Here is a 14644-nt window from a genome sequence, read left to right on the forward strand (position 1 = left end):
TTTACGTGTAAAATTATACGTGTGCAAACTGTGCAAATATGTATTTTTTTGCATTGTATTTTTTAATCGGTATTATAATTCTGATTTTAAAAAATAAATACCCATTTAAGAGCTCGTTTTTTTCATATTGAAGAATTTTGAGTTACATTTGAACAATTCTTTTAATTCACGCACCCGGAAACAATAAGTATATATTCTTACCAGAGGAGCGTTTTTGAGCATTGAATCATAAACCAAATTTATTCAAATGAAAAAACTTTTCACCCTTCTTTGCCTGATTTGCATTAGTGTAAGCGCTTTCAGTCAGAATACATATAATATTGTTCCGGTACCACAGAAACTGGTTCCTCAGAGCGGTGTTTTTAAACTGACTAAAGATACTAAAGTAGTCTTCAAAACCGGCGACAATGAGACGCAGCGAATTGCTAAACTTTTTGCAGATCAGATCAACACATCAAGTGGTTTGAACCTACAGGTTAAGCCTGCTTCAACGGGTTCATCGAATGTAGTTGAATTGAAAAATAATGCAGCTTTATCTGATGAAGCATATGTATTAGAGGTGACTCCTAAGAAAATCACAATTACAGCGAAGGGAAATAAAGGATATTTTTATGCTTTTCAAAGTTTGATGCAATTATTACCGGCAGAAGTTTTCAGTTCTGTTAAAGTTTCTGACGTTAAATGGGAAGCTCCGGCCTGTAAAATTGAAGATGCTCCGCGTTATGCTTACAGAGGTTTGATGCTGGATGTGGGCCGTCATTTTTTCCCGGTTACATTTATCAAGAAGTTTATCGATATTCTTGCTTTGCATAAATTAAACACCTTCCACTGGCACCTTACTGAAGACCAGGGCTGGAGAATTGAAATTAAAAAATACCCGTTGCTGACTCAGATTGGTTCAAAACGTAAGGAAACACTCGTTGGCCATTATGGTACAAATAAATATGATGGCAAGGAGTATGGCGGATTTTATACTCAGGAAGAAATTAAGGAAGTTGTTGCCTATGCTACTTCGAAATTTGTAAATGTTATTCCTGAAATTGAATTACCAGGACATGCTACTGCTGCTTTGGCTGCTTATCCCCAGTTAGGATGTAATCCTGATAAAATCTACCAGGTAGTAACTACATGGGGCGTTCATGATGATGTTTTCTGCCCGAGAGAAGAGACTTTTACCTTCCTTGAAGATGTTTTAACTGAAGTAATGGCACTTTTCCCAAGTCAGTATATCCACATTGGCGGAGACGAATGTCCTAAGAAACAATGGAAAGAAAGCCGTTTTTGCCAGGATTTGATGAAACGTGAAGGCTTGAAAGATGAGCATGAATTGCAGAGTTATTTCATCCGTCGTATCGACAAATTTATTACTTCAAAAGGCCGTAAAATGATCGGTTGGGATGAAATTCTTGAAGGCGGTCTTTCTCCGAACGCAACCGTAATGTCATGGAGAGGTATTGAGGGAGGAATTGCCGCGGCAAAAGAAAATCACGATGCAATTATGACTCCGACAGGATATTTTTATCTTGATTATTATCAGGCTGATCCTAAAACAGAACCGCTTGCAATTGGTGGATATTTACCATTGGAGAAAACATATTCATACGAACCAATGCCTAAGGAATTAACTGCCGAGCAGCAAAAACACATTATCGGAATTCAGGCTAATGTATGGACTGAGTACATGGCAACTCCTGAATATGTGGAATATATGGCTTATCCCCGTGCAAGTGCTTTGGCTGAAATTGCCTGGAGCCCGAAAGAACTTAAAAACTATCAGGATTTCGAAAAACGTATGAAAGTTCATGTAAAACGTTTGGAAAAACTGAAAGTAAACTTCTGCAACGCATTTATTGCAGGGAAAAAATAACACACTCAATTACAACTGATTACCAATTAAATTAAATGCTTGAATAGTTTTAAAAACCATCCTGACTTAATGTTTCGGGATGGTTTTTTTTATATCAGGCTTTGGGATGAGCCTGTTCATAGATTTTTTTGATTTTTTCGATAGAATTATGGGTATAAACCTGTGTTGCTGAAAGTGAGCTGTGCCCCAGCAGGTCCTTAATTGCATTCAGATCAGCTCCGTTATTTAGCAGGTGCGTTGCATAACTATGCCGTAAAACGTGCGGGGATTTTTTGGTCAGGGTTGTAACCAGCGAAAGATATTTTTTTGTAATTCTCTGGATTAGTCCGGGGTAGGATTTTTCGCCTTTCTGACTGACAATCAGATACTCACAGGAAAGACCCTCCTCTGATTTTGAGGCAAGATAACCTTGTATAAGAGACAGCAATTGCTGGTTGACTGGAATAATTCGCTGTTTATTCCTTTTTCCCAGAACTTTCAGGGTTTTATTATAGAAATCTACATCTGTATCTTTTAATTCAATTAATTCAGAAAGTCGCATTCCTGAGCCATACAGCAGCTCAAGAATCAGTTTATCTCTTGTTCCTTCGAAGGTGGCTTCAAATGTTATATTGTCTAGCAGGTTATCCATTTCCGACTCTCTCACAAAAACCGGAAGGTTTTTAGGTGTTTTCAGTGCTGAAACTTTTACCATCGGATCTTTTTCTATAATTTTTTTCCGGAGGAGGAAATTGTAGAAAGTTCTGAGGGTTGCAATTTTTCTGTTAATAGAGCGGTTTTCCAGTTTGGCTTCGGAAAGAGAAACAATCCAGGATCTGATCATTTGATGATCTGCCATTTCAGGATGGTGAAAGTCGTAAGAAACAGCCAGATAGCTGACAAATTGATTCATGTCGTTGCCATAAGCCAGATAGGTGTGTTGACTGCAACGTTTTTCGGATTGGATAAACTTTAAAAAAAAATTGACTATCTCTGAATTCATGATTCTAAGATAGTCAATTTTTATATAAAATGCTGACGGTTATCTGCTTAATACACGATTAACTGATAACGGGTAAAAAATACCTGATAGAAAAGTCAACCTGAAAACTAAGCTTCAAGATTACCGTACATTTTTTGCTTGTAAGTAGCGCGGATAACTTCCGTACGACGATTTACAGAAGGCTTTTCGAATGCACCACGTCTGCGAAGTTCTTTCACAACACCAGTTTTTTCGAATTTCTTTTTGAATCTTTTAAGCGCTTTGTCAATTGACTCGTTTTCTTTTACGTTGATAATCAGCATATTGATTTTTTGTTTTATGTCTTAACTTAAACTGAGGTGCAAAGATAAATGATTCAGCTGTGTAAGTCAAGTATTTTTCTGAATTTAAACGGTTGATTTTTAAGGTTTAGGACTGATTCTGTTAGTTTTAGTCGATAATCGACTGGTAAATTAACTGCTGAACCTGCTTTTCTATTCCCCAGCCTTTTGTTGGCCATACCTGGAAAAATACAACCAGAATCAAATCTTCTTTCGGGTCAATCGTGTAGTGCGTATAATACATGCCTCCCCATTCAAATGCTCCCACTGAACTTGGTAATTTGGCATGGCCGGCTTCTGTATAGATTTCAAAACCTAATCCGAATTTATTTTTTCTGTCCCAAACCTCTAAATCTCCGATCTGATTCATGGTCATCAGTTCAATGGTTTTCCGGCTCAGTAGCTTTTTATTGTTAAAAGAGCCCCCATTCAGCATCATCTGGCAGAATTTAGCATAATCCGTCGCTGTCGATGTTAATCCCGCTCCTCCTGAAAAATAAGTCTTTGGTCCGGAAACAGGATATTCTGTCCACATAGAACTTGGTTTAGGCGTAATCCCCGGTTCTTTTCCGATTTCTTCATAAACTTTCACCAGTCTGCTTTTCTTTGAATCATCTACTGAAAATCCTGTATCGTTCATTTCAAGCGGTTCAAAAACTCTTTTCTTCAAAAACTGATCAAACGGCATGCCCGAAATCACTTCAATAAAATACCCTAAAACATCAGTATTCAAACCATAGGTGAACTTCTCTCCGGGTTCATGTATTTTTGGTAATGCTGCCAGTTTTGGAATAGTTTCAGAGATTTTTTCAGGTTTCATCGAATAATAAGTAGGAATCTTCGCTTTAGCATATAAAGCACTTTCATAAGGAATACCTGCAGTATGCGAAAGAAGGTGGCGGATCGTAATTTCCTTTTTTGCAGGATGAGCCGTGAAAGTACTGTCGGCCGGATTAACAGTATCCAGAATCTGCGGATTTTTGAATTCCGGAATATATTTAGAAATGGGATCATCCAGGTTGAATTTACCTTCCTCATAAAGCATCATTACAGCAGTGGTAGTGAGGGCTTTAGACATGGACATTATCCTGAAAATATCATCATTTTTCAGAGATTTGCCTGCTTCTGCGTCATTCATACCATAAGCTCTGTTGAGCACGATCTGGCCGTGTCTGGCTACAAAAACCACGGCTCCCGGGATCCGTTTTTCGCTTATTTTTCTGTTAATCAGACTCTCGATTCTGGAGAGCCTTTCCGATGACATCCCTACTTTCTCCGGCGGTCCGATTACAAATTGCTGAGGTTTTTGGGCATAAATACCGGTTGAAAGGGTAAGCAGCAGAAACAGGTATAAGTTCTTCATTTTCATAATTAAATTGGTTTGTTATATTTTTTACTTTTCAACAAGGTGAAAATCAACAGATTCTCTCCTGAAAATACAAAAATAATCCAGCCCCTTGAAAGAAGCCGGATAGTTCTATACTTTTTTAGCAAAGTTTAATTTATCTCCAGTATTTAGGAAAGGTCTGGGCTTTGTTAAGGTTATTGAAAAGTAATGCAATCAGTACCAGAATAAGTGAGCCAGTCAGGGTAGGAGAAATGAGAAATCCCCAGTTTGCATGACTGATAATTACGACTAAAGGTGCAGCGCCGGCCGGCGGGTGTACGGTTTTGGTCAATTGCATGGCCACGATTGAGGAAGAAACGGCAATAGCTAAAGAATACCACTCTGTTCCCAATACATGATAGCAAACTAAACCGATAATAGTCGAAACCAAATATCCTCCAAGGACATTGCGGGGCTGGGCAAGCGGACTATCCGGAATACCAAACATCAGTACACATGAAGCTCCGAACGGAGCCATCAAAAATGGCTGTCTGGTATATTCTGTAAGGAATGCCACTGCCGAAATCCCTAATAATCCACCTAACCATGACCATGCTATATGTCTGTTAGGAGGCCTTTTGGGAGATTTGGTTTCGCCCTTCATTTTTTTTAAATATCGTTTCATCAGTTCTTAAGACGCCGCAGGCGTATGGTTTTGTTTCTTTTCAGAACACAAATTAAAACCAGAGCGTCTTAAAAATAAAATTGATGTAGCTTTCATTTACGATGATCGTAGAAGATGTTACCAGTTGGTAATAATAAGGTTAGGGCAAGATGGATAAAAGACTAAAGTTTGTTGAATTTTAATATGCTAATGAGTTTATAAAGATAATAAATTTATGGATTAAATAGTTGATTTTCAGAATATATAAGAGGATAACAAAATAACTCAGACCGATTACCTTTCAAGATCTTTTAACCAGGCCTGACAAAATTCCCGTGCAGCTGTTACAGGCTCTTTTCCACAACGGAAATAAAACTTCCATTCACCTGGTTTACTTTCATAGGCCGGATTTACAAACTCCTTTCTGTGATATTGATTCATTTTGGTCTGGGCAGAAAAGTCAATATTTTCAGAGTCATTCAGGAAATCTTTCAACTGGCTGATAATTAGTGTTTTATATTGCATGTGTTTCTCGAATTCTGCCTGGTTATGAGCATTGTCTGATTTGGCCTGTACTTCTTCCATATCTATTGTCTGCTCTACTTTAAAAGCAATATAATCTTTCTTGGCCTGAGCAAAATTGGTTTTAAGCATGCTATTAACCTTTTTCAGTTGCTCTAATTTTTCTTTTGCTTTTTCCAGGTTTTGACCGGGAATCATCGGCAACAGCATTTTCTGTGCTTCCGGAGGAGATTCGACATAAGTTTTGATAATAGACTCATTGGCAGAGATTTCCATCGGAATCATCATATTCATCATTTCAGCGTTATAATTTTCCAGCTGACGTTGAATTTCCTGTTTACGTTCCGGTGAAACATTTCTTTTTTCATCAATAGCCCACCTGCTTCTCAGATTGCTCTCATAAGCTTTTTTAAATTCATCAGATTCAACAAAAATTCTGATTGCCTGAAGAGCGGCCTTTACCGCAGGAGCCTGCTGACCTGCGGGAATTTTAGTACAAACTGTTTTAACATTATTTGAAGCCCAGATACTGAATTCTGAACGATCAACATTGTTGAGCACTTCGGTTTTCATTTCTTCCATTGTACTGCCGATACGGCTGATGGCATCATCGATCAGAGAGAAAGCCATGAACATTAAACTCAGGAGAAGAAGAACAGCATTTTTTTTCATTTTTTTAAAAGAACAGGTTTGTGAATGTTATGACACATTTTCGGAATAGTTAAGAACATTATCCTCCCGGCATTTGGCGGAATGCCTGATGAAAGATAATGCATTTGACGGTAGATTGATTTTACGTAAAATTGCTGAAAATAATTAACTTATGTCAATCGCATGAAAGTAGTAAAGTTTGGACGAAGTTTAGAAACGAAGCTTATTCAGGGCCTCTGTTCTTGAATGAACCTGTAGTTTTTCGTAAATATTACGAATATGAGTACGGACTGTATCCGTTGAAATATGAAGGGATAAGGCAATGTCTTTGTAACGCAAACCTTTGGAAAGTGCTTCTATAATGTCTCTTTCTCTTTCCGATAACTGGTAAGCCGGCTGCGGGATTGGTTTTTCACTAAAAGTACTGATGATTTTACGGGCAATCTGACTGGACATAGGAGAACCTCCCTGATAAATTTCAGTTATAGCCTCAAGTAATTTGGTAGGAGGTGTTTTTTTGAGAATATATCCGGTGGCACCAGCTTTCAGGGATTCAAAAATTGACTCATCCTGATCGTAAACTGTACAGATAAGGAATTGTGTATCAGGCATCTGTGCTTTCAGCTGGTGGACGCAATCTATCCCGGACAAGCGATTGTTGAGATTGATGTCCATTAAAACCACGTCAGGATGAAGAGCCGGAAGAAAGAGCAGGGCGTCTTCCGGATTAGAGAAAGTATGCTCGCATGAATAACCCTCACTTCCATTAATAAGCAAAGCAAGTCCGTTCCTGATATCGGAAGTGTCTTCCACAATTGCGACTTGAATTGGCATAGAGATTTAGGTTTGTCTGATTTTAAGTAAAACTACTTTCAATATGTACAATAATCAATCACATAAAAGTAGTAAATTTCAAAAGAGTACCATTACATGGTAGTGAGCTAACCTCAAATTTTCCACCGATTTCTTCCATTCTTTTTTCCATATTCTTTAAGCCGTTGCCAAACTTCCTGGTATGAGAAGAGTCGAAACCTATGCCGTTATCCAGAATTTGTAAAGAAAAGTCATCTTTTCCAACACTCAGCTGAATTTTGACCTGCGTGGCTTTGGCATGTTTTACAATATTATTTAAAGACTCTTTGGTTACCAGAAATATATTTCTTCTGGTATGCTCAGGAAGAGAAATGGAATCTATTTTAACGGGAAAATCAAAAGAAGAGTCGATTTCAAAAGTATCCAGAAATTTGCTGGCATATTCTCTTATATAAGCAGAAAGGCTTTCAAGGTTATCATTATGCGGATTAAGTGTCCAGATAATCTGATTTAGATTGTCTACTAATTCCCTGGCTGATTCAGAAATTTTACTGAGTTGATTATCAAGTGTCTGTCCTCTTTGTCTTTTAGCTACTTCACTCAGAATAGCGATTTTTGTAAGGCCGCTTCCCAGATCATCATGCATATCTTTGGAAATTCTGTTTCTTTCCTGTTCGACGACCTGCTGTTTTTCCAGGGCAATTCTCAGGAGCTCAATTTCCCGTTGTTCCCGCTCAAGATTAAGCATTTGCTCGGTACTGATTTTCTGAATTTCAGTCCTTTTATTCTTGTAACTCAATGCAATTGAGAAAAATAGAAGTTCCAGAATAATACCGATCTGCTGATAAAAAAGAGGGGCTTCCCAAAAGTATTTCAGGTCTTGCTTCATAAAAAACGAAAAGACCATAGCCATTACGCCAAAGAAGATCAGTAAAGCTGAACCGGTTACATAAAGGTGTCCGAGCCTGTTACGTTTTTGATAGACGTTCACAATCCCGATCGTCGCCACAATCGCTAAGCTGATTCTTACAAAAGTATGAATGATTTCAAAGTAAAAAGTATAGTTAAGATCAATTGAAAAAGCACTGATAATCAGCATGAAAATGATATATACCCAAAGAAGTTTCTGGGCGAATCCGGCATATTTCCAGAAAACCGGAAACTCTTTGTGCAAATCCATCAGGGCATCGGAAAACCAGAAATAAGCAATGTAGGAAAACATCGGAAACCCTACCCGGTGGAAAATAAAAAAGAACTGAGAAAGCGGTGTGTTTTCACCAAAAAGATGGTAAACATTCGTATTATGAAACAGGAAAAAGAAAATCCACGCTAAAATGTACAGGAAATAAAACAGATAAGCCTTGTCGCGGAGAAAAAAAGATTGTAAGCCAACATACAGCATCATCATGCCTAACATACCTATAAAAATCGGAACAATTTCTTCGAAAGTCATGGAAATGAAGAGCGGATGTGTTGTGTACTCAAATATAATTTTTTTTAAGTTTCTTTCAGATTATCGTGGTGAAAATATCCCGGAAACTATAGATTATTGAATATTTGCAAATTGAGATACATTTTTAGTGCAATTTTATGCAAAAATTGAAATTGATGGACATAAATAATCTGTTAGATTTTGAGATGACAAAATAAGTACATAAACTTACCATCTAAAACGGGCTATGCATAAATCAGCAATTGATTAGGCTTCCTGTTGATAACTGCCTGACCCTTATTGATACCATTCTTTACATTAAATTACGGTTTTAAATTCTATTTTTTAATACAATGCAAAGGAGTATTCCTGCAAAGCTGGAGTCAGGCTTTTCTATTTCCGGGCGGATAAAGGAGACTTTATACCACTCTTTTGAACATCCTTACATTGTTGTCGATCATTTATTTGAGATAAAGGAAATATCAGGGGATGTTTCTCAGTTTGCTGCGGACAATTCTTTTTTTAAAGTTTCAGAAAATGTATTGAACGTAGTTCATCACCTTTTGCATGCCTCCGTCAGAATGCTGATTGAAGACCTGAAAAACGGAAAGCATGAATCCAAAACCAAAATTCTCAGAGTTGAATTTGATGATAAAACACTTTGGCTGCGTATAGCCACTAAGGCACTCATCCGGGCAGAAGACCAACCTGCCTTATACCTGATAATTTTTGAAGAATTAGAAACAGAAAATTCATTATCCGGTCAGCCGTCAGATTTATCGGATTACCTGAAATACCATTACCTGCTGCAAAAGAGAAATCCTGATTTACAAAGTCTTAATGCCAATCTGAAGGCTATCGAAACTGATATATATGCTGAAAATTTACTGGAAAACAGTGATTTATGGGGAAATATCGGAAAGTTCTGTGATGCTGATTCCAAAGAGAAAATTAAAAAACTATTGAATGAAGCGCATCTTTCAAAGAAACTGGCTGAAGAAAGCCAGGTTTTTCTGAAAGATATATTAGATAGTATTTCTGATGGTTATGTTTCCTTAGACAAAGACTGGATTTGTACGTTTGCCAATGAAAAAGGGGCTTTGCTTGTTGGTAAGAAAACAGAAGAATTAGTGGGTAAGAGAATCTGGGATCTTTTTCCGGAAGGCATTGACCAGCCTTTTTACCTCAATTACGAGAAAGTAATGAAGGATAAAATCCCCGTTGTTCTTACGGAATACTTTGCTCCATGGGACAGATGGTATGAGAACAGGATTTATCCTCTGAAAGATGGGATTTCTATTTTTTTCTCAGACCTGACGCAGCGAAAAAAATCAGAGATTTTATTGAAAGAATTGAATGAAAAGCTGGAGAAAAGAGCAGCAGAGCTGGCTTCTTCAAATGCGGAACTGGAACAATTTGCCTACGTTGCTTCACATGATCTTCAGGAGCCTTTGAGGATGGTAAACAGCTTTTTGCAGCTTTTGAACAAGAAGTATAGCGGGCAGCTTGACGAGCAGGCAGAAAAGTATATTCATTTTGCTGTAGATGGTGCTCAGAGAATGAATCAGCTCATTCTGGATTTGCTGGAATATTCGCGCGTAGGTCTTAATCGCGATACTTTTAAGGCGGTTGATATGAATGACATCGTGGCAAGGTCTTTAACAATTTTTAAGGAAAGAATTGAAGAGGATGAAGCAACTGTAATAGTTGAACAGCTTCCGGTTATAAGAGCCAATAAAATGCAGATGGAACAGTTAATCCAGAATTTAATCGGAAACGCCCTGAAATATAGAAGCGAGTATAAACCGGAACTTCATTTTGAAGTAAAGGAAGAAGATAAATACTGGAAGTTCTCTCTCAAAGACAATGGAATAGGCATTGATCCAAGGTTTTTCAGGAAAATTTTTACCATTTTTCAACGATTGCATAACAAAAAAGAATATTCAGGGACAGGGGTAGGATTGGCAATCTGTAATAAAATCATCGAAAAACACGGAGGGAAAATGTGGGTTGAAAGTGAAGCCGGAGCAGGAAGTAAATTCTTTTTTACAATATCCAGACACCTGGAATAAAAGTATTATCAGTAACCACCAGTTGATTAAAAAGGAAAAGGGAAAGTGATGTTCTGAAATGGATTATTTAGTGAAATGAATTATGATTGATTTTAACACAAAACTTAAAATACTGGTAGTTGAGGATAATCCCGGAGATTTGCTTCTTCTGGAGGAATTATTGTTTGAAACTAACATTTCAATACAGGAAATCAAAAATGTAACCTTGATTTCTGAGGCCAAAAATATATTAAACTCCTACGATTTTGATCTTATTTTTCTGGATTTGTCTCTCGCAGACAGCTCCGGACTTGACTCGTTTAAGGATTTATATTCGATAACAGAAAAGGTTCCGATAATTGTGCTGACAGGATTGAAAGATTCTTCGATTGCCATTTCTGCGATAGTAAACGGTGCACAGGACTTTTTAGTAAAAGGAGAGTTTGATGCCAAATTGCTTGCCAAAACAATGCAATACAGTATCGAACGGAAAAAGAATCTTGAAAACCTCCGGGAAAGCAATGCCAGGTATGATCTGGTAGTAGAAGCCACTCATGAAGCAGTCTGGGACTGGAATTTTGCGCAGGATGACTTATTATGGGTAGGAAAGGGCTTTAATAAGATTTTCGGATATGAATATGCAAATACCGTTATTCCTTTTCAGTTTTGGGAAGAATGCCTGCATCCTGAAGACAAAGTCAGAGTAATTGAGAAATTGCAGACTTCTATCCTGAATCTGTCAAACCATTCCTGGGAAGATGAATATCGTTTCAGAGATATAAACGGGAATTATCTCTATGTACTGGACAGAGGTTATACACTTTTTGATTCTGAAAACAATCCGGTCAGAATGATTGGTGCCATGCAGAATATTACGGCCAAAAAACTGGCGGAAGAAGAGTTGAAGAAATTGTCTCTGATTGCCAAGGAAACCGTAAATGCTGTAATTATAGCAAGTAAAAAAGGAGAAATACAATGGGTGAATGAAGCATTTACCAAACTTTCACAATTTACAGTAAAAGAGTCAATCGGGAGTTTTGTGCAGGAAATGATCTTTTCCGAAGATACTGATAAGGAAACCATTTCCTATCTGTTGGAAAAAGTGGAAAAAGACCTGTCTTTTGAATGTGTGCTGCTTACCAGAGCCAAGGATGGGCAGAACTTTTGGATGAAAGTGCTCGGGCAACCGATTGTTGATGAAAAAGGGAAAGTTTTGCGGTATTTTGCCATCGGAACAGATATTACCAGGCAGAAGGAGGCGGAAGAAACTATTATCAATAATGAAAGGCGATACAGAGCTCTCATTGAAAAAAGTGCAGATGGTATCTTTCTGGTAAACAAAGATGGTCAGATTTATGATATCAGTTCTACCGGAAAAGAGATTCTCGGATATGAGAAAGACCAGGATTCTACTTCAAAAGTAGGAATCGAATGGATTCATCCGGACGATATTGAAGAGATAAAGAATGTTATTAAGGAAGTTGCTTCTCAGATAAAAGCAGTCAGACATACAGAATGCCGCTATCGGATGCCTGACGGGTCATATAAATGGATTGAAGTTACGTTTAATAACTTAACTCATGAACCATTTATCCAGGCGATTGTAGGTAATTTCAGAGACATTACCACCCGGAAAAAAGCGGAAGAATTACAAAAAAAATCAGAAGAAAATTATCGGCAGATATTTTACAATAATCCCTATCCCATGTGGGTTTTTGATCAGGAAACCCGTGCTTTTCTGGATGTAAATGCTGCCGCAATTGATAAATACGGATTCAGTCGTGAAGAATTTTTATCAATGACAATTCTGGATATCAGGCCAGAGGAGGAAATACCAAAGCTGCTTGAAGTGCTGGATGTGCATTATCAGAGTGGGGGAGCAAGGAAAGAAGTGATGAAGCACAGGGATAAAAGCGGGAAGATAATATTGATGGAAGTAACAACTTACCTGATTGATTTTAATGGAAGAAAGGCCATGCAGACACAGGTTAATGATGTAACGGAAATCGTAAAGATTCAGAATGAAAGAGAGATTATCCTTAACGCAATTGATAAGTTAAGAATGTCTGAAAATCTCATCGACGGACTTACTGCCATGCTGCTTTGTGCACGTGAATACATAGGCTGGGAATATGGAGAAATCTGGATTTCGGATTATACAAATGAGTATTTTACCCTGGCGGCCTGCGATTATCTGCAAGGAGAACCTGGTTTTCAGGAAATGGCTGATCGGGCGCCAAAAGTAAAACAACAGACCAATAAGAGCATTTTTGATACGAAGGAAAAACAGGAACAAGCCTACTGGGTTGAAGATATCAACAAAGATCCATTGTTTCAGAGAGGAGATATTACTGCTAAATTAGGCCTTTATTCTGCTTTTTCAGTACCAATCCGTTATCAGGGTAAACCTATTTCAAGAATTGCCTTTTTCTCCAGAAAAATACTTAAAAAAGATCCTTCCACGATCAATTTTATCGAAAATATCTGCATGCAGCTAGCTGCAGAGATAGAAAAGAAAAATACAGAGAGGGTATTGAATCTTTTCTTTAAACAAAGCAACGATTTATTAGGTCTGGCTACTTTTGATGGTGTTTTCAGAAGAATCAATAATGCTTTTGTGGAAGTGCTGGGTTATACGGAAGAACAAATAACCAGTCAGCATTTTATCAATTTTGTCCATCCCAATGATGTTACCAAAACGATGGAAAAAATGGATGAACTGACTCAGGGGAAATTAATCAGCTATTTTGAAAACCGCTTTATTACCGGTAACGGGGATATAAAATGGTTCTCCTGGTCTTGTACACCAACTGTTTATGAAAATATATTCTTCGCCTCCGGGAGAGATATTACCAGGCAGAAAAAAGAAGAAGAGCAGCTGCGTCTCTGGGAATTTGTTATAACAAATTCAAACGATGCAGTCATGATTACAGATGCAAGCCTTTTCCTTTCTCAGGAACCTGAAATTTTATATGTAAACGAAGCATTTACTGAAATTACAGGATACCTGCCGGAAGATGTAATTGGCAAATCACCGTTAATTTTGGGCGGAATCCATTCCGATCAGAATGAATTGAATACCTTGATCGAAACTCTTCAGAATCGCAAAAATTATGAGATAGAAGTACTTGGGCATAAAAAGAACGGGGAAGAATTATGGTCAGATTTTACCTTCGTTCCCATTTCGGATAATACCGGGATTCTTACGCATTTGATTTATATTCAGCGGGATATTACTGCCCGCAAGAAAAACGAGGCAGAGAAGGAATTGCTTATTAAGGAGCTTACACAGAATAATACCGACCTTAAGCAATTTTCGTTTATTACCTCTCATAACCTTCGTTCTCCTTTGTCGAATCTGATGGGGATTGTTGATCTGATTGATACAGATTCACTCGAAAATTCGACCAATGCCTTATTGTTTGAGAAATTTAAAGAATCTACATTTCAGCTGAATGAGACAATAAATGATTTGCTGAGCGTTTTAATCATTAAAGATAAAGTCAACATTGTTAAAGGATTTATCGGTTTTGAAAATGAATTTCAGAAAGCACTGGCATCTGTTTCGTTCATGATGAAACAGGCAAATGCCAGTTTGCAGATCGATTTTTCTGAAGCACCGGTGGTTGAGTTTAACAGAGCCTATCTGGAAAGTATCATCCTGAATTTACTTACCAATTCGATAAAATATCGTTCTCCCGACAGAAATTTAGCATTAAAAATCAAAACCACTAACGAAAGAGATTTTATAAAGCTCTATTTTAGTGACAATGGTATTGGTATGGATATGGAAAGGTATAAAGACCGGATTTTTGGATTGTATCAGCGTTTTCATGATCTGCCTGACAGTAAAGGACTTGGACTGTATATTGTACATTCGCAGGTGAATGCTTTAGGGGGACATATCGCTGTGGAAAGTGAAGTTGGAGTCGGGACTACTTTTATCATTTCCTTTAAAAAGTTCTTAAAATCAAAGAGACATTAATTAGGCAAAATTCTTTTTTTCAACTTTCTT

10 protein-coding genes are annotated in these 14644 nt (G+C 37.6%); 3 read left to right on the forward strand and 7 right to left on the reverse strand.

All coding sequences use genetic code 11. The annotated features are described in order from the left end of the window. Nucleotides 1-247 precede the first annotated feature (247 nt). The gene (locus tag BM179_RS05610) at nucleotides 248-1867 is read left to right on the forward strand and encodes a beta-N-acetylhexosaminidase (protein ID WP_092013469.1); all 1620 of its coding nucleotides are present in this window, start codon (nucleotides 248-250) and stop codon (nucleotides 1865-1867) included. Between the two features lie 94 nt (nucleotides 1868-1961). Here the strand turns inward: BM179_RS05610 and BM179_RS05615 are convergent, their stop codons facing one another. From BM179_RS05615 to BM179_RS05645, 7 genes are all read right to left on the reverse strand, one after another. Next, nucleotides 1962-2849 carry a phage lytic cycle repressor MrpR family protein gene (locus BM179_RS05615; protein WP_092013472.1) on the reverse strand — a complete coding sequence of 296 codons (888 nt, stop codon included), beginning with the start codon at nucleotides 2847-2849 and terminating at the stop codon, nucleotides 1962-1964. 107 nt (nucleotides 2850-2956) lie between these two features. Then, nucleotides 2957-3151, reverse strand: a complete 195-nt coding sequence (rpsU, locus tag BM179_RS05620; RefSeq protein WP_092013475.1) for a 30S ribosomal protein S21 — start codon at nucleotides 3149-3151, stop codon at nucleotides 2957-2959. Between the two features lie 127 nt (nucleotides 3152-3278). Further along, nucleotides 3279-4532, reverse strand: a complete 1254-nt coding sequence (locus BM179_RS05625) for a serine hydrolase domain-containing protein (RefSeq protein WP_229632903.1) — start codon at nucleotides 4530-4532, stop codon at nucleotides 3279-3281. A 139-nt stretch (nucleotides 4533-4671) separates the two neighbouring features. After that, on the reverse strand, nucleotides 4672-5160 hold the full coding sequence (locus tag BM179_RS05630) for an HPP family protein (protein WP_218159166.1): 489 nt from the start codon (nucleotides 5158-5160) through the stop codon (nucleotides 4672-4674). A 294-nt stretch (nucleotides 5161-5454) separates the two neighbouring features. Then, entirely contained in the window at nucleotides 5455-6354 is a 900-nt protein-coding gene (locus tag BM179_RS05635; RefSeq protein ID WP_092013484.1) for a hypothetical protein, read from the reverse strand. 189 nt (nucleotides 6355-6543) lie between these two features. Beyond that, complete coding sequence (locus BM179_RS05640; protein ID WP_092013487.1) at nucleotides 6544-7167, reverse strand: response regulator transcription factor; 624 nt, start codon at nucleotides 7165-7167, stop codon at nucleotides 6544-6546. A 58-nt stretch (nucleotides 7168-7225) separates the two neighbouring features. Beyond that, entirely contained in the window at nucleotides 7226-8599 is a 1374-nt protein-coding gene (locus BM179_RS05645; protein WP_092013490.1) for a sensor histidine kinase, read from the reverse strand. A gap of 332 nt (nucleotides 8600-8931) precedes the next feature. Between BM179_RS05645 and BM179_RS05650 the strand changes: the two genes are divergently transcribed. Next, nucleotides 8932-10650 (forward strand): sensor histidine kinase, encoded by a 1719-nt coding sequence (locus BM179_RS05650; protein WP_092013493.1) that lies wholly within the window; start codon nucleotides 8932-8934, stop codon nucleotides 10648-10650. A gap of 82 nt (nucleotides 10651-10732) precedes the next feature. After that, entirely contained in the window at nucleotides 10733-14614 is a 3882-nt protein-coding gene (locus tag BM179_RS05655) for a PAS domain S-box protein (protein ID WP_092013496.1), read from the forward strand. Nucleotides 14615-14644: the final 30 nt, after the last annotated feature.

The sequence above is a fragment of the Pseudarcicella hirudinis genome (assembly GCF_900115665.1).
GTDB classification, from domain to species: Bacteria; Bacteroidota; Bacteroidia; order Cytophagales; family Spirosomataceae; genus Pseudarcicella; species Pseudarcicella hirudinis.

Excerpts from the sequence above, each read along its gene's own strand:
- BM179_RS05610 (WP_092013469.1), top strand. The coding sequence starts at position 248 with ATGAAAAAACTTTTCACCCTTCTTTGCCTGATTTGCATTAGTGTAAGC.
- BM179_RS05615 (WP_092013472.1), bottom strand. The coding sequence starts at position 2,849 with ATGAATTCAGAGATAGTCAATTTTTTTTTAAAGTTTATCCAATCCGAA.
- rpsU (WP_092013475.1), bottom strand. The coding sequence starts at position 3,151 with ATGCTGATTATCAACGTAAAAGAAAACGAGTCAATTGACAAAGCGCTT.
- BM179_RS05625 (WP_229632903.1), bottom strand. The coding sequence starts at position 4,532 with ATGAAGAACTTATACCTGTTTCTGCTGCTTACCCTTTCAACCGGTATT.
- BM179_RS05630 (WP_218159166.1), bottom strand. The coding sequence starts at position 5,160 with ATGAAGGGCGAAACCAAATCTCCCAAAAGGCCTCCTAACAGACATATA.
- BM179_RS05635 (WP_092013484.1), bottom strand. The coding sequence starts at position 6,354 with ATGAAAAAAAATGCTGTTCTTCTTCTCCTGAGTTTAATGTTCATGGCT.
- BM179_RS05640 (WP_092013487.1), bottom strand. The coding sequence starts at position 7,167 with ATGCCAATTCAAGTCGCAATTGTGGAAGACACTTCCGATATCAGGAAC.
- BM179_RS05645 (WP_092013490.1), bottom strand. The coding sequence starts at position 8,599 with ATGACTTTCGAAGAAATTGTTCCGATTTTTATAGGTATGTTAGGCATG.
- BM179_RS05650 (WP_092013493.1), top strand. The coding sequence starts at position 8,932 with ATGCAAAGGAGTATTCCTGCAAAGCTGGAGTCAGGCTTTTCTATTTCC.
- BM179_RS05655 (WP_092013496.1), top strand. The coding sequence starts at position 10,733 with ATGATTGATTTTAACACAAAACTTAAAATACTGGTAGTTGAGGATAAT.